Genomic DNA, 18,444 nt, shown 5'->3' on the forward strand with positions numbered 1-18,444 from the left:
TGATTTCTGGACTAGAATATTTTTTTCAACAAATTTGATTTTTTTATATCTTTAATCCCATAATTTTAAAAAAAGAATATGAAAATTTTCAAGACAATTTTAAGCATCGCAATGATTTCCACTGCTTCGGTGTACAGTTATGGTCAAACTGCTGATGAAATCGTGAGCAAATACCTGGAGACCATTGACCCGGGAAAAAAACTGAGCAAGCTGGAAGGCTTAAAAATGGATATGGTGGCAAAAGCACAGGGAATGGAAATTCCGGTTTCCCTACTCTCCGCGAAAAATGGAGAAATGCTGATGAACATTAACCTTCAGGGAAAGGAAATTACGCAGATAGCTTTTGACGGAAAAGAAATGTGGTCCACCAATTTCATGACCATGAAAGCGGAAAAAGCAGATGCAGAGACTACTGAAAACATGAAGCAGAATATAGACTTTCCGGATCCTTTTTTTAATTATAAAGCCAAAGGATATAAAATTGAATATTTAGGCAAAGAAACCAAAGACGGAGCAGATGCCTACAAAATCAAACTGACAAAAAAACCAATCAAAGTACAGGGACAGCCGCAGGAAAACATTTCCTTTTACTATTTCGATGTGGACAGCAATCTACCGATTGTAACCGAAGCAGAAATCCAAGAAGGACCCATGAAGGGACAGAAATCCATCTCCAAAATGAGCGATTACCAGGAAGTGGACGGCATTTATTTCCCATTCTCACTTCAAATGATGGGGCAGGAATTGAAGGTGAACAAAATTACCATGAATCCGACCATTGACAAGAAAATATTCGCATTTCCAATGCAGTAATTTTTTAAACAAATCCATGATGCCACGGCAATCGCTGTGGCTTTTTTTTAAAATAAAACTTAACAGAATGAAAATTATCAAATTAGCATTAGCAATTTCGCTGACTTTTCCAGTCTCCTTTTTTTCGCAGGGAGAAACCGGAATCTCCCTGAAAGGAAAGGAATTATTTGGCGATCTCAAAGCAAGGCACATTGGACCAGCTTTGATGAGCGGCAGAATTACAGACCTGGAAATGCACCCAACCAACAATAAAATTCTCTATGTGGGAACAGCGGGAGGCGGAGTCTGGAAATCCACCAATGGAGGAGCTTCCTTTACTCCCGTTTTTGATGAGGACCACATCCAATCCATCGGAACTGTGGCGATAGACCCGTCAAAACCTGACCAGAATATCTGGGTGGGTTCTGGCGAAACCTGGACCAGAAACAGCGTTTCTATTGGTGATGGAATCTATAAATCTGTCGATGGTGGGCAAACCTGGAAAAATATGGGGCTTGAAAAATCAGACCGCATCTCCTCCATCATCATCAATCCAAAAAACAGCGACGAAGTTTGGGTCGGTGTTTTGGGATCGCTTTGGTCAGATAGCGACGAACGCGGAATTTACAAAACATCCGATGGCGGTAAAACCTGGCAAAAAATATTTGGCATAGATAATAAAACCGGATGCTCGGATTTGACCATCGATCCAAAAAACCCGGATACCATGTATGCGAGTTTTTGGGAATTCAGAAGAACTGCGTGGTCCTTCAATTCCGGCGGGGAAAAATCTGCGCTCTACAAATCCACGGATGGCGGCAAAAACTGGAAAAAAATTCACAATGGATTTCCCTCTGGCAAATTGGGCAGAATCGCAATTGCGGTGGCTCCTTCCAATCCAAATATACTTTATTCCGTGTTAGAGGCAGAGAAACCCGAAACCAGTGGACTCTATCGCTCAGAAGACGGCGGAAACTCATGGAAACATCTCAACAGCGATTTCGGTTTGGTGGTACGACCATTTTATTTTTCAAGAATTGTAGTAGATCCCAAAAATGCTGATGTGGTGGCGAAAGGCGGACTTTTCGGTTCAATCAGCAGAGACGGAGGGAAAACCTTCAAAAACCTTGGTGCAATGCATGGCGACATCCACGATATTACTTTTGACAATTTGGATAGCGAAAGGATTTACGTGGGAACTGATGGCGGGGTTTACCGTTCATGGGACGGAGGAAACACCATGGATATCGTGAGAAGTTTGCCGGTTTCCCAATATTATCACGTAAGTTTGGATAACAAAGAGCCTTATAATATTTATGGCGGATTGCAAGACAATGGTTCCTGGTATGGACCCTCAAAAGGTGACGGCGGAATCGAATCACGTGATTGGCACCGGGTGGGATATGGAGACGGTTTTCGAGTAGTGAAACACCCCACAAAAAACATTATCTACAGCGAAATGCAGGGTGCGGAAAACATTTGGCGTTATAACATCGATACCAAGGAAATCGTGACCGTGCAGCCACTGCCGGTGAAAGGCGATCCGAAACTGCGCTTCAACTGGAATGCACCTATTCTAGCGAGTTTGCATCAACCGGACCGTTTTTTTGCAGGAAGCCAGTTCCTGCACAAATCCGAGGACATGGGAAAAACCTGGGTGAAGATTTCCCCGGATTTGACCACCAACAATAAGGCGAAGCAGAATCAGGAAAATTCCGGAGGACTGTCAAAAGACAATTCAGGTGCAGAAAACCATTGCACCATTTTCACCGTCGCCGAATCTCCTAAAAATGAAAAAATAATCTGGGTAGGAACTGATGATGGAAACGTGCAGGTCACCAAAGATGGAGGTCAAACCTGGAGCAATGTGACTCCGAATATTCCAAACCTTCCGAAAAACACCTGGGTTTACCATATTGAGGCAAGTTCATTCGCTGATGGTACCGCTTATGCAGTTTTTGACGGACACACCACCGGAGATTATAATCCATATGTCTATAAAACGAAAGACTTCGGCAAGACATGGACTTCGATTGCAACTTCGGATATCAAAGGATTTGCCAGAAACCTGCAAGAGGATTTCAAGAATGAGAATTTGCTTTTCCTTGGAACCGAAAAAGGTCTTTTCATCACCGTGGATGGTGGAAAAAACTGGTCACATTTCACGAACAACATGCCCAATGTGGCGGTTCACTATATCGATCTCCACCCCAAAACAAACGATTTGGTGATGGCAACCCACGGTCGTGGAATCGTCATCTTGGACGATATTTCTGTATTGAGGCAAATTACTCCGGAAGTTTTGGCCAAAGACGTCCATTTTTTTGAAACACCGGATGCGGTTATCGAAGAAAACTCCAGTTATGGCGGCAATGCGTCCGAATTGGAATTTGTAGGTGAAAACCCTTCTACCGATGCAAAAATCACCTACTATCTTAAGAAACGCCATGTTTTAGGAAAGATGGCTATCGAGGTTCAGGACATGGATGGAAAAAAAGTGACTACTCTTTCACCGGGAAAACAAAAAGGAATCAATGTGGTACACTGGAATTACAGCACGAAGTTTCCTAAAATTGCAGCTGCCAAAACCATCTCTTTTGCCGGCTTCAATTCACCGAAAGTGAATGCAGGAAACTACAAAATCGTCATGACGAAAGACAAAGAAACCTATATCAAAAACATTGTAGTCAAAAACGATCCGAAAAGCAAAATTAGCGCCGATGACCGAAAAAGACAGGCCGAATTGTCCCAAATTCTTTTTGATATGAACGAAAATTTGGCGTTCAAGGTTTATGAGTTGGATGAAACCTTAAAAATACTGGATCAGCTGGAGAAAAAAGACAAATCCTTTACCAAAGTGAAAGATGCGTTCCAGAAGCAGAAAGAAAAAATGGTGGTCACCACCGGAGATAATTATGTGGGTACCGCTGAACCCCAGTTGCGGGAAAAACTTGGTGAGCTCTACACTTCGGTAGTTAATCAGTTTGCGGCACCAACCAATGCACAGACTCAGAATTTCGAGAATGTGAAAGAACTTTACGACCAATCCCTGAAAGAACTGGACCAGCTTAATTCCAAAAACCGCAAAAAAATTGAGGATCAAGCAAAATCAGAAAATATTCCATTTGTCCTAAAAACCAAGGAGGAATTTATCAAAAGTTAGAAGCATAGAATCCACGATGTTAACTTTAAAAGACCGGTCTTTTTGACCGGTCTTTTTTGCTCATTCCGGTTTTCATAGACCGTATAAAGTCAGCGGGTTTTGTTTTTGATCCTCCTTCACTTCTCAAAAGATTTTTACAAGGTAAACAAAAAAAGAGACTCTGTTTCCAAAGTCTCTTATTTAGTAGCGGGGACACGACTCGAACGTGCGACCTCCGGGTTATGAGCCCGACGAGCTACCTACTGCTCTACCCCGCGATATTGTGGTGCAAAGATACAAATTTCGTGCAGAACTGCAAATTTTTTTTGAAAATTCTTTTATCATCAATTTTTCCTAAATTTGTATATGGCAAAAATCCTGAAAATTTATCCTGATAATCCACAGGAAAACCTGATCGACGAGGTGGTGAAAACGCTGAAAAACGGCGGATTGATCATTTATCCCTCCGATACGGTTTATGCTTTAGGCTGTAATATTTTCGATATTCGGGCAATGGAAAAACTGGCGCAACTAAAAAAAACCAAACTGGATAAAGCTCAGTTTTCCATCATCTGTAATGATTTGAGCCACCTTTCGGAATTTACAAGACCGATTGACTCCGCCACTTTTCGATTTCTAAAAAACAGGGTTCCTGGACCTTTTACCTTTATTTTGGAGGCCAACAAAAGTCTGCCTTTGGCATATAAAGGAAAAAAAACGGTCGGTATAAGAGTTCCGGACCATCCGATTCCAAAGTTGATCGTGGAAAAATTGGGACATCCGATTGCATCCACTTCAATTAAGGACGACGATGAAATTATTGAATACTCCACCGATCCCGAACTGATTGCCGAGAAATACGACCATCTTGTCGATATCGTCATCGATTCGGGTTATGGCGATAACGTGGCTTCTACGATTGTGGATTTGAGTTCCGGTGAGCCTGAAGTGATTCGGGAAGGAAAAGGGATTTTGTAAAATGTCAAAATCAAGTGGATTCGCGCCATGGTCAATTTCCCCTTAAGATTTAGTTTCCGAAGTGAACGCGTAGTTCATTACAATCCAAACAATTTCTAATCATATCCAAGAAAATAAATGAAAATCCTCACCTCTCCCGCAAAACTGATGAATATTGAGCATTCGACTGCGCTATTGAAATCCACTACCCCGAAATTCATCGAAGATGCGGCATTCATTCAATCTTATTTAAAAGAAAAATCTCCGAAATACCTATCGGATTTAATGGAAATTTCCCCAAAACTTGCAGATGAAAACTGGGAAAGGAACCAAAAATGGAAACCTAATCCCACCTCAAAACAATCTGCTCCTGCCCTTTTTGCCTTTACCGGCGAAGTTTACCGTGGTTTGGATGCGAAAACCCTGGACAAATTGTCCTTAACCTACCTTCAAAAGAATTACCGAATACTTTCCGGATTATACGGACTGCTGAAACCATCAGATAAGGTGATGCTCTACCGTCTGGAAATGGGCAGAAATTTTGAATTTGAACATTACAAAAACCTTTATGAATTCTGGAGAGAAAAAGTCACCCAACAGATCAATTCAGAATTAAAATCAAAAGACATTATCTTAAACCTTGCAAGCAAGGAATATTTCAAAGTGGTGGATAAAAAGAAACTGAACGCTCCGGTAATCGATTTTGATTTCTATGAAATGAAAAATGGGAAACCCCAAAACATCGTGGTTTACACGAAGCACGCAAGAGGTTTAGTGGTAAGGTTCTGCGCACAAACCAAAGCCAAAACACTGAATGAAGTGAAAGCTTTCAACCTGGAAAATTATAAAATCGACGAATCTTTGTCCACCAAAACAAATCTTGTTTTCACCCGTTAACTTAAAATTTGAAAATGGAAAACGGAAATTTTGAATGACACCGACCTAAAACCTTAGACTATTTGCCAAAAAGCTGGCTAAAACTAAAATTTAGAAATATGAATTACCATACCAGAAAATGGATCAAACCAGAAGATCTGAATCCAAACCACACTTTATTCGGCGGGCGACTGCTGCAATGGATTGATGAGGAAGCCGCACTATACGCCATCGTGCAACTGGAAACGCCACGCTGTGTGACCAAATATATTTCCGAAATCAATTTCGTAAGCTCAGCAAAACAGGGCGACATCATAGAAATTGGAATCGAGGCAACTGATTTTGGGAACACCTCCATCACTCTTCAGTGCGAAGTCCGAAACATGATGACGCGGCAAACCATCATTACCATTGACAAAATTATTTTTGTTGGAGTGGATGAAAGTGGAAAACCAACCAAACACGGAAAAACCAAAATTGAATTTATCAGTGACCGACTAAATAAGGACGAGTGAAAATCTTCATCAAAAACATGGTTTGCAACCGCTGTATCGAAGCCGTAAAAGATGTTTTTGAAGATTCAGAAACTGAAATCAAATCGATTTTGCTTGGAGAAGTGGAAACCGAAAATGAGCTTTCAAAACAGAGCCTGGAGCAGATTTCCGAAAAGTTAAAAAGTAAAGGGTTTGAAATTTTGGAGGATGCCACCCAAAAACTCCTCGAAAAAATAAAGAAAACCATCATCCAAAAAATTGCGGAACTCGATATAGCTGAAGACTTTTTGCTCTCCGAGTTTCTTGCCAATGAGCTGCATAAAGATTACAGCGCTCTCTCAAAGCTTTTTTCCCAAAACCACGAAATGACGCTCGAACAGTTTTTCATCCTTCAGAAAATTGAAAAGGTGAAGGAACTGCTTTTTTACAACGAGTTCTCTTTAAAGGAAATTGCTGGAAAACTTGGCTACAAAAGCATTCAGCATCTTTCAAGCCAATTCAAGGGCGTTACAGGATTCACACCAACCGAATTCAAGCGGAAGAAAGAAAAAAACCGTCAGCCACTGGATTTGCTCTGAATTTTGCAACTCTTTTCCCGAAATCTGTAACTGAATCCGGTTTGTAATGGCGAAATTTGTACCATTAAATTCAAAGACCATGGACCACGATCATCGCAGCCACGACCATCAACACAGTCATCACCAACAAGAGATTCCGCCTAAAGACCGCCTTTCTCCGAGTTCCGTCTATTATTGCCCGATGGAATGTGAAGGTGAGAAAGTCTATTTTCAGCAGGGAAAAAGATGCCCGGTTTGCAATATGTATCTGGTCCCCATCGAGGAAAAAGAGGAATACAAAAACAAACCGCAACAATACTCCAAAACGAATCTCCCCGAAAGTTTTAAGGATAAGCTTGGGCAGTATTTCTGTCCGATGTTCTGCGAAGGCGATAAAACCTACATTTCCGATACAGGATGTCCAGTTTGCCACATGCATTTGGAGAAAATCACTCCGGAAATACTGGCTGACAGCATGAAAATGAAGTCAGAAAGCACAGATCCCGAATCCCGAAGTTCCAATCTCGAACTTTCGGACAATGCGGGAAAATACTATTGCCCAATGTTTTGTGAGGGCGACAAAGTTTATGATTCCAATGTCGGTTGTCCGGTTTGCGGAATGGATTTGGTGAAAATCCCGGAAAAGAAGAAAGTGATGCAATACACTTGTCCGATGCATCCGGAAATCATTCGCGATGAACCGGGAAGTTGTCCGATCTGCGGAATGGATTTGGTTGCAGTCCCCTCCAAAAATGCTTCAGATGAGGATGAAACCTACAACATTTTGAAAAAGAAATTTTGGATCGCTGTAGCATTCACTGTTCCGGTCTTTATTTTATCAATGGGCGGAATGTGGTTCGACTTCCCCTTCTCCAACAAAGTTCAGGGATATTTGGAATTAATGTTTTCTGTTCCCGTTATCTTTTACTCTGGCTGGTTTTTGATGAAACGAGGTTGGATTTCCTTCAAAACCTGGAATCTCAATATGTTTTCATTGATCGCATTGGGTGTCGCTGCGGCATTTATCTTCAGTTTGATTGTGCTTTTTGTCCCCAATATTTTGCCTCACGAATTCATCCATGAAGGAAAAAATCCTTATTATTTTGAATCGGTTTGCGTGATTCTCACTTTGGTGATTATGGGACAAATGCTGGAAGCAGGAGCTCATCAACGAACAGGAAAAGCCATTGAGGAATTGATGAATCTTTCTCCTGACGAAGCCACTTTGATGATAGATGGAAACGAAAAGAAAGTTCCGCTTTCAGAAGTGAAAATCGGTGATTTATTACGGGTAAAACCGGGTGAAAAAATCCCTGTCGATGGGAAAATTACTGAAGGGAACTCCTCCGTGGATGAAAGCATGATTACTGGCGAACCGATTCCGGCGGAGAAAACGGTGAATGACAAGGTAACTTCGGGAACCATCAACGGAAACGGCGTGTTCACGATGCTTGCCGAAAAAGTGGGTGATGAAACGTTGCTTTCCCAAATCATTAAAATGGTTTTTGAAGCAAGTAGAAGTCGTGCACCGATCCAGAAATTGGTGGATAAAATCTCTGCTATCTTCGTTCCTGTGGTGATCGGCGTTTCAATTCTCACTTTTTTTGCATGGATGATTTTCGGCGGAGAAAATAAGATGATTTACGCTTTTGTGAACGCAGTTGCCGTATTGATCGTCGCTTGTCCATGTGCTTTAGGTTTGGCCACTCCAATGAGTTTGATGGTCGGAATTGGTAAAGGTGCAAAAAATGGAATCCTAATCAAAAATGCAGAAGCCTTGGAAGAAATGCACAAAGTAAATGTCCTGATTACCGATAAAACCGGTACTTTGACCGAAGGAAAACCGAGTTTAGATGAAGTGGAAACCATCTTGGATTCAGACCAGTATGAAGTGGTAAAATTGGCAGCATCTTTAAACCAAAATTCTGAACACCCATTATCTAAAGCTGTTTTGGAAAAATTCAAGAAAATGCTTTTCATTATTTCAGGCACACCTGAAAGTTCCTCTGATGAGTTCCAAATCCAAAAAGTGGAAGATTTTGAAAACATCACCGGAAAAGGAATCAGGGGAAAAATCAATGGTGAAGAGGTTTTGCTGGGAAATGAATCTCTGTTGGATCATTTCAAGATCCAGATTCCGGAAAATTTGAAAGCACAGGTCGTTCACCATCAAGACAAAGCGAGAACCATTTCTTATCTCGCAAAAAGCGGGAAAGTATTGGGATTCCTCACCTTTTCAGACCCTTTAAAATCTACTTCAAAAGAAGCCATTCAATATCTTCAAAAACAAGGAATTGAAATCATAATGATGACCGGTGACAATGAGCACACCGCAAAAAATATCGCTTTAGAATTGGGAATCAAATCCTATCAAGCTGGCTGTCTTCCCGAAGACAAAATGAATGAAGTGAAAAAATTACAAACCGAAGGGAAAGTGGTGGCAATGACCGGCGACGGAATCAATGATGCTCCTGCTTTGGCCCAATCAAATGTGGGGATCGCAATGGGTACCGGAACAGATGCCGCGATTGAAAGTGCAGGAATTACCTTGATAAAAGGCGATATCCTGGGAGTTGCGAAAGCAAAAATCCTTAGCGAAAAATTGCTGAAAAACATCAAACAGAATCTCTTCTTTGCCTTTATCTATAACACTTTGGGAATCCCAATTGCAGCAGGTCTGCTCTACCCTTTCTTCGGAATATTGCTCAGTCCGATGATTGCGGCAGCCGCGATGAGTTTTTCATCGGTTTCGGTAATTTTAAATTCTTTAAGGTTGAATGGTGTAGATTTGAAACTGGATTAGAACTTCCTTTCAATCACATAATCCAGCATCAGATGGAGCGAGTTTTTCGCCTGTGAATCAGGGAAATCGTTCAGAATGTCCTTCGCTTTCTGCTGAAAATCCTTCATCACGCCGATTGCATAATCCAGACCACCAGATTTTTTCACAAAGTCGATGAGTTCTTTCACTCGCTTCGTATCATTGTTGTAACGCTTGATGGTGTCAAAGAAATATTTGCGGTCGCTTTCATTGGCGGTTCTTAAGGAATAAATCAGCGGCAAAGTCATTTTTTGCTCCTTAATATCGATTCCGACAGGTTTTCCGATGATATTGGAAGCAAGGTAATCAAAAAGGTCGTCTTTGATTTGGAAAGCCATTCCGGTCAAAGTGCCAAATTCCCTCATTTTCTTCGCCAGATTTTCATCAGCGTGATTGGAAAGAACACCGATTTCGCAGCAAGCTGCAACCAAGGTAGCCGTTTTCTGACGGATGATTTCGTAGTAAACATCTTCTGTAATATCTAGTTTTCGGGCTTTTTCCAATTGCAGGAGTTCGCCTTCCGCCATTTCTTTGATGGTTCTGGAAATCACGGCAAGCAAATCGAATTCTTTGTGGTCAGTAGAAAGCAAGACCGCTTTTGACAAAAGATAATCGCCCACCAATACAGCAATTTTATTCTTCCAAAGCGCATTGATCGAGAAAAAATTCCTACGTTTGAAACTTTCATCCACCACATCGTCGTGCACCAAAGTCGCGGTGTGAATCAATTCAATCATAGAAGCGCCTCGGAAGGATTTTTCATTCACCTCTCCCACCAATTTAGAACACAGAAAAACAAACATCGGACGCATTTGTTTTCCTTTTGTGGTCACGATAAAACGGGTGACTTTATCCAGTAGCGGTACATTGCTCTGCATCGATTCGTAAAACTTTTGCTCGAAAAGTTTCATTTCCTGTGCAATAGGTTTCTTGATTTCTTCTACGATATTCGCCACTTTGTTATCAGTAATCAGTAATTAGTAATGAGCAATGCTTAAAGAGTAATTTGGTGGACAAATATAGTCAAAAAGGTGGAATTTGAGGGAAATAAATCATTGGCCAATTAAATGAAATGGGATCAAATATAAACGTTGCTTTATTCTTCCAAAAGGAGATCTGAACTCCTCTCCTGAAATATAAATTCCGTCTTCATTCACTGCAATTCCCTCTATTTGACCGATGGAAATGGATGATCCCAGGTAATATTTTTTCGGTTTTTCACTGAAGAAAATCCCTGGTTCGGTTTCAGTGAAAATGGCCAAAAATACCGCTGTTTTCTTGGTATAGCCTACCAAATAGAGTTTTCCTTTAAAATAGGAAGCATCAGTGACTACAAAATCTGTTTGAAAGCTTTCGATTTTCTGCGCCGGTTGCAGTTCGGAAATTTCGGGGTTAATCGTGTAATGCGTGGTTTTTCTTGAAACCCATTCCTTGGTGAAAAGGTGTATTTTCCCGTTTAGAAAAACCATGGCTTCCGCATCGAAATCATTATTGATGTTTTTTGGCGTGAAGTCGGTTTGTTCGGGATAATAAAATGGAATAACATTTTTAGCGTTGTTAGCGCTATCAACGCGCTCCAAATTTATTCGATAAATCTTCAAATCCTTCCTGTTTCCCGCATTATTCCCAAAATCACCAATATATACCGACACAGAATCGCTGGTCATCGCTTCCCAATCTTTGTTCTGGAGGCCGGTCTTAATCACGTTCAGAATCTTCCCCGTATTTTTATCGATTTCGAAAATATCGGGTGTATTTCCACTATCGTTGAAGGTGTAAAGTTTGTTTTTAAAAAATTTCAGACCGGAAGTTTCTCTAATTGAATCCGAAAGTTCAGCAACTTTATATGGGCGGATTTTCAGAAATTCGGCTTGTTGCGAAAATCCGGCTTGAAAAAACAGGACAGTGAAAAGGATTATAAGGTTCTTCATTTCAGATCAATCAGCTAAATTATGCCACTTTTTTCTTGATTCCATTTCGCTTTCTCGCCCAATATTCCTTTTGGAAGTTTCTGACGGTTTTTCCGGTACCATCATGTCTCCAACCAGGTGAATTAAACAGATAGTTGATCCGGTCCGCTAATTTCAAGTTGGGTTGCTTCATATCTTTCCATATCTTCCGCCATTCATAGAAAATCGTGGTGACTGGACCATTGTCGGGCATTTTCGGATAAATTCCGTATTTCACTGGAGTTTTTGGATCTTCTGGTTCAAAAGTTCCAAAAATTTTGTCCCAAACAATGAAAACCATCCCCATATTTCGATCCAAATATTTGATGTTGCACGCATGATGCACGCGGTGATGCGAAGGCGTGACCATGAAGTATTCCAAAAATCCCAATTTCTTGACCGTTTGAGTATGAACTAATGCTCCATAAATCTGTCCTAAAGAATACATCACCATGATATGCCAAGGATTGAATCCCACGAACGCAAGTGGCGCAAAAAACAAATAACGGTAAAGCGGTTGCAAAACCGGACTTCTGAAACCTGTCGTGATATTAAAATACTCCGAATTGTGGTGCGTGATGTGGACCGCCCAAAAAACCCGAGAGTGATGATCAACGTAATGATGCACAAAATAAGCAAAATCGGTCACCACAAAACAGGCGATGAAATACCAAATATTAAAATCGAAATCAAAAACCCGATGGTTGAAAAAGAAAAACATCACGAACATTGCAAATGCCTTCATCAGCAAATCAAGCCCGAAGTTGATCACTGCAAGAAAAACATTCATCGCTACATCTTTTCCTCTATAAAGTTGCTTGTTACCGAAATAACTGAAAAGCATTTCCGCAAAAATAACTACCGCAAAAAAGGGAATAGTAAAGAAATAAAGAATCGTTTGTCCGTGTTCAGATAGAATGTTGGAAAAATCTAGCATGGTCTATTTTTGGCGAAAAGGTATGGAAAATTTTGGTCGTGAAGAAATAGATTATTCCTCTGCAGTTTTATTCGCCAATTGTCCGCAAGCAGCGTCTATATCGCCACCTCGGCTCCTTCGGACCATCACAGTGATTCCAGCTTTTGTGAGTTCTCGAACGTATTTTTCTTCGGCAGCAATGCTTCTATGGTCAAATTTCCCCTCACCGATCGGGTTGTATTGAATCAGGTTGACTTTGCTGGGAACTTGTCGGCAATATTTAATTAATGCCTTGATGTCTTCGTCTTTATCATTAATTCCGCCCCAAACACAATATTCGAAAGTCACGACATTCCCCGTTTTTTCATACCAATATTTCAACGAGTCCATGATTTCTGTCAAAGGAAAATTCTCCGAAAATGGCATGATCTCGTTTCGTTTTGCTTCAATGGCGGTGTGAAGCGAAAGTGCCAGTTTCACCTTTAAATCCTCGTCAGCAAGCATTTTAATCATCTTCGGAATTCCGGAGGTGGAAACGGTGATTCTTCGTGGCGACATTCCCAAACCTTCAGGTTTTGTGATTTTCCGGATGGCTTCAACTACGTTTTTGTAGTTCATCATCGGTTCGCCCATTCCCATAAAAACAATGTTGGAAAGCGGTCGATCGAAATAAAGTTTACTTTGCCGGTCGATCAGCGCAACTTGATCCACGATTTCTGCAACTTCCAAATTACGCATTCTTTTAAGTTTGGCGGTGGCGCAAAATTCACAGTTGAGCGAACAGCCCACTTGGGAAGAAACGCATGCCGTGGTTCTGGTTTCAGTTGGAATCAGAACCGATTCCACTAATAAACCATCATGAAGTTTCACACCGTTTTTGATGGTTCCATCTGCTGATTTTTGAAGCAAATCAACCGCGATCGGATTAATGGTGAATTCTTGGGATATCCGCTCTCTTAGGTTTTTTGAAAGATTAGTCATCTCATCTATGGAATGGAGGTTTTTACTCCACAACCAGTCGTAAACCTGTTTCGCACGGAAAGGTTTTTCACCAAGAGTTACGAAGTAATCCTTTAATTCGTCTAGTGATAATGTTCGGATATCTTTCATAAAAAAATGGGGAGATGGAAGAAAAATGGACACTGGAAAATCTTCCAGCATCCATCTTTCTGCTTCCACTTTATAGAATCAGCATCGCATCACCATAAGAATAGAATTTGTATTCATTCTTGATGGCTTCCTCATACGCATGCATCACGAAATCTTTTCCGGCAAATGCTGCGATCATCATTAGTAAGGTTGATTTTGGCGTGTGGAAATTGGTAATCATTGCATTGGCAACCCCGAAATCGTGCGGCGGAAAAATGAACTTGTTGGTCCAACCGTGATAAGGCCCGATTTTTTTGTTGGATGAAACCGAAGTTTCCAGCGCCCTCATCGTGGTGGTTCCAACCGCGCAAACTCTTCTTTGTTCCTCAACGGCTTTGTTTATGATGTCGGCATTTTTCTGGTCGATGATGGCTTCTTCGGATTCCATTTTGTGTTTGCTCAAATCCTCTACCTCGATGGGGTTAAAAGTTCCCAAACCAACGTGCAATGTGATTTCCGCGAAATCGATCCCTTTGATTTCCAGCCTTTTCATTAAATGTTTTGAGAAATGCAGACCTGCAGTGGGAGCTGCAACAGCACCTTCAATTTTTGCGTAAATCGTTTGGTAGCGTTCCGCATCTTCCGGCTCCACTTCCCTTTTGATGTATTTAGGAAGCGGCGTTTCTCCCAACTCTTTCAGCTTCGCGCGGAATTCTTCATAGGATCCGTCATACAAAAACCTCAAAGTTCTTCCTCTGGAAGTAGTGTTGTCAATAACTTCGGCCACCAAAGATTCGTCCTCGGTGAAGAACAGTTTATTCCCGATTCGGATTTTTCTGGCCGGATCCACCAAAACGTCCCAAACTCTGGTTTCTTTATCGAGTTCTCTTAGTAGGAAAACCTCGATCTTCGCTCCGGTTTTTTCTTTGTTTCCGTAAAGTCTTGCCGGAAAAACTTTGGTATTGTTAAAGATAAAAAGGTCGTGTTCATCAAAATAATCGACCACATCTTTGAATAGTTTATGTTCTATGGTTTGATCTTTTCGGTTCAAAACCATCAGTTTTGCTTCGTCTCTGTGTTCACTTGGATGTTCTGCCAAAAGGTGTTCCGGCAAATGGAAATTAAAATCGGATGTCTTCATTTTTTTAAATTACGGTTTAAAAATTAAGTCCGAAAACCATGAAAATTTTCGGACTGCAAATATACAACTTAAAAAAGGGTTTGTCAAGTGCTTTATCTGTCAATAAATAACGAATTTTAGCTCCTTCGGGAGTTGCAAATCCAGCTCCACATTTTTATATTCGGCCAGTGTGATATCGCAATTACATCGCTTTTCGATGCAGATATCGATTGCCTTTTCCACCACGATATTTCTACCGAAGTCAACGGCAGTTGCTGCTTCATACGGGTGCATCATCACGATGCGTGCGATTGGAAAAAGGTTCTTATTTGCTTTTTTAAGTTTCAGAACGTATTCCCGTTCCGGTTTTGTAGCACTTTCATTCTTAAAAATTTTCAGCTTTACTGAGTCAGATGCCATTTCTTCATATTGAATTCGTACTTTCTTCAGATTTACGGGATGACCCGATAATTTCCGGGTTCCTGTGTAATTGAATGAAAACTCGACCTCCCCATCTTTCTGGTCTTCTGTCACGTCGAATTTATGCATCGTTTTTCTATTCTCATCAGTTAAATAGCCGTAAAATCCTGTTGAAGTTTTTCTAAGGGTGAGATAATAGCTGAAATCGTCTGTATTAAAATAAGTCACAAGATCCCTGGATTCCGTCATTTTCGGGTCACTGCTCGTGGAAATGTATTTCGTCAAAAAATCAAACGAATAAATCTGGGCATTTACAGAGGATATCCACAGCATCAATAATAAGACGGTTATTTTTTTCATAGCTTAAGGAAATAGTGTATCGCTCCTATTTGGCTTTTTCCGGGTAATGCCTGTTGATGCCCGTAATGATTTCATCAATTTTCGAGATGCATTCTCTATAATTTCCGATGATATGCTCCACTGACGCCAAGTACATATTGCTACGGTTTTTCACCTGGTCCGAACCCAAAATCTGAGGCAGGTTTCCCTTCGGATAATCCGTAGTTTTTTCAATTATAAAGTCATTCAGTTTCAATTTTTCATTTTTGTAGAAATCGGTACGCTGATTGAGGAGTGGAACACTTTCCTCGTATAAATCCAAAATATTGTTTTGCAAATCATCATCTTCGATAAATAAAATCTTGCCCGAAGACTTAAAACCTTCATAGCGGCCCCTATTTCCCATAAACCCAGTGAAAGTTGTTAAATCTTGAGCATAAACCTTCATACTGTCCGGATTGGCAGACTGCCCTTTTTCTAATTTAGAAAGGTATTGGAATGCTCTTCTCTGAGTCTCGTAACCATTGATGTCATCGCTCATTTCTTCTCGGTCTTTCTTCAAATCTTTTCTGAGACCGGTGAGAAATACCTTGACTTCATGCTGTTCATGCCTTGCTTCACTCAAGGAATGCAGCCCAATTGAAAGGGAAACCGCGAACATGATGATCAAGATTTCCAGGGAAATTTTTTTGAATTTGCCCCAGAAAGGTTCTTCTTTAGACTTTGCTGTGGTGATAATTTTTTTGGTAGATTTTGCAACCTCTAATTCGGCCATAATTTATTTTTGCGATAAATATAATGATTTTAGTGATTTCGAGCATTGTCCGAAAATAAAAAACGGACAGTTGAATGTCCGTTTTTGATATTTTTTTTGCGTGCTTCAATCGTCTTCTTCGCACCTCCATAAAAAGAGTTTACCTTTTTTCAAAAAGAAAGCTGAATGGCGGTTCGGTGCTATTGAAATAAATTTTCTAAAGCGTTTCTTTCAACCATTCAAAAAATTCTCTTTGCCAAACCAAGCCATTGTGCGCGTGAAGAACCCAGTGGTTTTCATTGGGGAAATAAAGGAATTTGGATTTCAAACCATGAAGTTTTGCCGCCTGAAAAGCTTCCTGTCCCTGTTCGTAAGGAACCCGGTAATCGATTCCACCCTGGATGATCATGATCGGCTTGTTCCATTTATTCACAAAATTGGAAGGATTAAATTCGGTGTAAGATTTCGGAACCGGGTTGTCATAAGGCGATCCGCCCAAATCCCAGTTCGCGAACCAAAGTTCTTCGGTCGTCAGAAACCAAGATTTCATATCGAAAAGTCCGTCATGCGCGATAAAGGTTTTGAAACGGTTTTCGTGGATTCCTGCCAACATGAAAACGCTGTATCCACCGTAACTTGCACCAACTGCCCCGAATCTGTCACCATCCACATAAGGCAAAGTTTTCGCAAAATCTGTGGCAGCCAAGTAATCCTTCATCACTTGTCCGCCCCAATCTTTGGAAATATCTTCATTCCATTTTGTTCCCCATCCCGGCATTCCTCTTCGGTTTGGCGCAACCACGATGTAGCCGTTTGCCGCCATTAAACCTAAATTCCATCTTGTGGAAAAGAATTGGGTCAAAGCCGATTGAGGTCCTCCCTGACAATAAAGAAGTGTCGGATATTTCTTTGCTGGATCAAAATCTGGCGGATACACAAACCAAACTCCCATTTCCTTTCCGTCAGTAGTTTTCACCATTTTAAGTTCGGTTTTTGCCGGAGAAAGTTTTGCATAATTGGCTTTATTAATATCCGTAACCTGCTTCATTTCGCCATTTTTTAAGTTTACGGAGAACAGATCCGGATTATGGTTCATGTCGTTTCTGGAAACCAGAAGGTTGTTTTTTCCCTGTGCATAAATCTCGTTCACATCAAAACTCCCGTTGGTAATCTGAGTGATTTTCGAGTTTTTCGGATCGAGGGTGAAAAGCTGTTTCGTTCCTCGAAATGCAGTGGTAAAATACATCGTTTTGGAATCCTGAGAAAAGAAAACATCACCTACGATACTTTCGTCCCAATTTTTGGTCAGATTTGTGGTGGTTCCGGTTTTCCAGTCCATCACTTTGATATCATTTTTATCGGCTTCATAACCATCGCGTTCCATAGACATCCAGGTCAGCGTTTTTCCGTCGGGAGAGAATTTCGGATTGGTATCATAACCTTTGTTGTTTGCGGTAAGGTTTCGAACATTTCCGGTCGCCAAATCGTAAGCGAAAATATCGGTATTGGTGGAAAGCGCGTATTCTTTACCGCTCAATGGTTTCATCACGTAAAGCAGTTGCGAGGAATCCGGGCTCCAAATAAAATCCTCAGTTCCACCAAAAGGTCTTTGCGGCGAATCCCAGGTTTTTCCGTCCAACAAATCTTTTGCTTTATCGACAGAGTCGGAAGTGTTGACCACAAAAATATGGTTGTATTTTCCCTCATTGAAATAATCCCAATGACGGTGATTCAGGTCGCTATAAATATGCGCTGTCGTTTTCGGCACATCAGTATATTTGTCTTTCCCCAAATTTTTATCCACCAAAACTTCTTTGCTGAAGGCTATTTTCTTGCCATCCGGAGCAATAACGATATTGTCCACTTCGCCAATGGTGTAAAATTCTGTCCAGGTATTTCCCGCGTCTTTCGAAACGTAGATTTTGTCCCCTTCAGTTGCGTAAATCCCGTTTTTATCCCACTGGACAAGCGATTTCTTCCCTAAGTCGAGGTTTGTTGTTGAACTGTCTTTAATATTGAAAAAGAAATTCTTTTTGTTGGTTTTTTCGGTTTTTAAATCCACTTTTCCAACGGAATAAATCAACGACGACTGATCAGGCGAAACTGCGGTAACACCAATTTTATTAAGGGTCCAAAGGGTTTCGGGCGTCATCACGTTTTGTGCGTTCATAAGGAATGGCGCGGCTAAGGCGATTAAGGTATGTTTAAAGTTCATTGA

Annotated in this window: 15 protein-coding genes and 1 tRNA gene; 7 read left to right on the top strand and 9 right to left on the bottom strand. The window is 40.9% G+C overall.

The window, feature by feature from the left end; all coding sequences use genetic code 11:
- Nucleotides 1-78 precede the first annotated feature (78 nt).
- A complete protein-coding gene (locus ACM44_RS06455) occupies nucleotides 79-813 on the top strand; it encodes a hypothetical protein (RefSeq protein WP_048499215.1) in 735 nt (244 codons plus the stop codon).
- Nucleotides 814-880: 67 nt separating this feature from the next.
- On the top strand, nucleotides 881-3,955 hold the full coding sequence (locus ACM44_RS06460) for a WD40/YVTN/BNR-like repeat-containing protein (RefSeq protein WP_048499297.1): 3,075 nt from the start codon (nucleotides 881-883) through the stop codon (nucleotides 3,953-3,955).
- A 184-nt stretch (nucleotides 3,956-4,139) separates the two neighbouring features.
- Here ACM44_RS06460 and ACM44_RS06465 read toward each other — a convergent pair.
- Nucleotides 4,140-4,212 (bottom strand) — tRNA-Met (locus tag ACM44_RS06465).
- Nucleotides 4,213-4,300: 88 nt separating this feature from the next.
- On the opposite strand from ACM44_RS06465, the gene ACM44_RS06470 reads away from it, so the two are divergent.
- The 5 genes from ACM44_RS06470 to ACM44_RS06490 all read left to right on the top strand — a co-directional run bounded on the left by ACM44_RS06470 (nucleotide 4,301) and on the right by ACM44_RS06490 (nucleotide 9,621).
- Nucleotides 4,301-4,912, top strand: a complete 612-nt coding sequence (locus ACM44_RS06470; protein WP_048499216.1) for an L-threonylcarbamoyladenylate synthase — start codon at nucleotides 4,301-4,303, stop codon at nucleotides 4,910-4,912.
- A 117-nt stretch (nucleotides 4,913-5,029) separates the two neighbouring features.
- Nucleotides 5,030-5,788, top strand: a complete 759-nt coding sequence (gene yaaA, locus ACM44_RS06475) for a peroxide stress protein YaaA (RefSeq protein ID WP_048499217.1) — start codon at nucleotides 5,030-5,032, stop codon at nucleotides 5,786-5,788.
- Nucleotides 5,789-5,886: 98 nt separating this feature from the next.
- The gene (locus ACM44_RS06480) at nucleotides 5,887-6,282 is read left to right on the top strand and encodes an acyl-CoA thioesterase (protein ID WP_048499218.1); all 396 of its coding nucleotides are present in this window, start codon (nucleotides 5,887-5,889) and stop codon (nucleotides 6,280-6,282) included.
- Nucleotides 6,279-6,839 carry a helix-turn-helix domain-containing protein gene (locus ACM44_RS06485; protein ID WP_048499219.1) on the top strand — a complete coding sequence of 187 codons (561 nt, stop codon included), beginning with the start codon at nucleotides 6,279-6,281 and terminating at the stop codon, nucleotides 6,837-6,839. The genes ACM44_RS06480 and ACM44_RS06485 overlap by 4 nt, the downstream gene beginning before the upstream one ends.
- Nucleotides 6,840-6,918: 79 nt before the next feature.
- Entirely contained in the window at nucleotides 6,919-9,621 is a 2,703-nt protein-coding gene (locus ACM44_RS06490; RefSeq protein WP_048499298.1) for a copper-transporting P-type ATPase, read from the top strand.
- On the opposite strand, the gene ACM44_RS06495 is transcribed toward ACM44_RS06490, so the two are convergent.
- The 8 genes from ACM44_RS06495 to ACM44_RS06530 all read right to left on the bottom strand — a co-directional run bounded on the left by ACM44_RS06495 (nucleotide 9,618) and on the right by ACM44_RS06530 (nucleotide 18,441).
- Nucleotides 9,618-10,595 (bottom strand): polyprenyl synthetase family protein, encoded by a 978-nt coding sequence (locus ACM44_RS06495; protein ID WP_048499220.1) that lies wholly within the window; start codon nucleotides 10,593-10,595, stop codon nucleotides 9,618-9,620. The genes ACM44_RS06490 and ACM44_RS06495 overlap by 4 nt on opposite strands.
- Nucleotides 10,596-10,691: 96 nt before the next feature.
- The gene (locus tag ACM44_RS06500; RefSeq protein WP_048499221.1) at nucleotides 10,692-11,570 is read right to left on the bottom strand and encodes a YncE family protein; all 879 of its coding nucleotides are present in this window, start codon (nucleotides 11,568-11,570) and stop codon (nucleotides 10,692-10,694) included.
- Nucleotides 11,571-11,589: 19 nt separating this feature from the next.
- Complete coding sequence (locus ACM44_RS06505) at nucleotides 11,590-12,525, bottom strand: sterol desaturase family protein (protein WP_048499222.1); 936 nt, start codon at nucleotides 12,523-12,525, stop codon at nucleotides 11,590-11,592.
- A gap of 51 nt (nucleotides 12,526-12,576) precedes the next feature.
- Nucleotides 12,577-13,614, bottom strand: coding sequence for a 23S rRNA (adenine(2503)-C(2))-methyltransferase RlmN (gene rlmN, locus ACM44_RS06510; RefSeq protein ID WP_048499299.1), 1,038 nt, complete (start codon nucleotides 13,612-13,614; stop codon nucleotides 12,577-12,579).
- Nucleotides 13,615-13,684: 70 nt separating this feature from the next.
- Nucleotides 13,685-14,734, bottom strand: coding sequence for a tRNA preQ1(34) S-adenosylmethionine ribosyltransferase-isomerase QueA (gene queA, locus ACM44_RS06515; protein WP_048499223.1), 1,050 nt, complete (start codon nucleotides 14,732-14,734; stop codon nucleotides 13,685-13,687).
- A 99-nt stretch (nucleotides 14,735-14,833) separates the two neighbouring features.
- On the bottom strand, nucleotides 14,834-15,493 hold the full coding sequence (locus tag ACM44_RS06520) for a hypothetical protein (RefSeq protein ID WP_152669317.1): 660 nt from the start codon (nucleotides 15,491-15,493) through the stop codon (nucleotides 14,834-14,836).
- Between the two features lie 25 nt (nucleotides 15,494-15,518).
- Entirely contained in the window at nucleotides 15,519-16,247 is a 729-nt protein-coding gene (locus tag ACM44_RS06525; protein WP_048499225.1) for a hypothetical protein, read from the bottom strand.
- A 196-nt stretch (nucleotides 16,248-16,443) separates the two neighbouring features.
- Nucleotides 16,444-18,441 carry a S9 family peptidase gene (locus ACM44_RS06530; protein WP_048499226.1) on the bottom strand — a complete coding sequence of 666 codons (1,998 nt, stop codon included), beginning with the start codon at nucleotides 18,439-18,441 and terminating at the stop codon, nucleotides 16,444-16,446.
- Nucleotides 18,442-18,444 lie beyond the last annotated feature (3 nt).

This window comes from Chryseobacterium koreense CCUG 49689, from assembly GCF_001045435.1.
Lineage (GTDB): Bacteria > Bacteroidota > Bacteroidia > Flavobacteriales > Weeksellaceae > Kaistella > Kaistella koreensis.

Coding starts and splice junctions, on each gene's coding strand:
- ACM44_RS06455 (WP_048499215.1), top strand. CDS start 79: ATGAAAATTTTCAAGACAATTTTAAGCATCGCAATGATTTCCACTGCT.
- ACM44_RS06460 (WP_048499297.1), top strand. CDS start 881: ATGAAAATTATCAAATTAGCATTAGCAATTTCGCTGACTTTTCCAGTC.
- ACM44_RS06470 (WP_048499216.1), top strand. CDS start 4,301: ATGGCAAAAATCCTGAAAATTTATCCTGATAATCCACAGGAAAACCTG.
- yaaA (WP_048499217.1), top strand. CDS start 5,030: ATGAAAATCCTCACCTCTCCCGCAAAACTGATGAATATTGAGCATTCG.
- ACM44_RS06480 (WP_048499218.1), top strand. CDS start 5,887: ATGAATTACCATACCAGAAAATGGATCAAACCAGAAGATCTGAATCCA.
- ACM44_RS06490 (WP_048499298.1), top strand. CDS start 6,919: ATGGACCACGATCATCGCAGCCACGACCATCAACACAGTCATCACCAA.
- ACM44_RS06500 (WP_048499221.1), bottom strand. CDS start 11,570: ATGAAGAACCTTATAATCCTTTTCACTGTCCTGTTTTTTCAAGCCGGA.
- ACM44_RS06505 (WP_048499222.1), bottom strand. CDS start 12,525: ATGCTAGATTTTTCCAACATTCTATCTGAACACGGACAAACGATTCTT.
- rlmN (WP_048499299.1), bottom strand. CDS start 13,614: ATGAAAGATATCCGAACATTATCACTAGACGAATTAAAGGATTACTTC.
- queA (WP_048499223.1), bottom strand. CDS start 14,734: ATGAAGACATCCGATTTTAATTTCCATTTGCCGGAACACCTTTTGGCA.
- ACM44_RS06520 (WP_152669317.1), bottom strand. CDS start 15,493: ATGAAAAAAATAACCGTCTTATTATTGATGCTGTGGATATCCTCTGTA.
- ACM44_RS06525 (WP_048499225.1), bottom strand. CDS start 16,247: ATGGCCGAATTAGAGGTTGCAAAATCTACCAAAAAAATTATCACCACA.
- ACM44_RS06530 (WP_048499226.1), bottom strand. CDS start 18,441: ATGAACTTTAAACATACCTTAATCGCCTTAGCCGCGCCATTCCTTATG.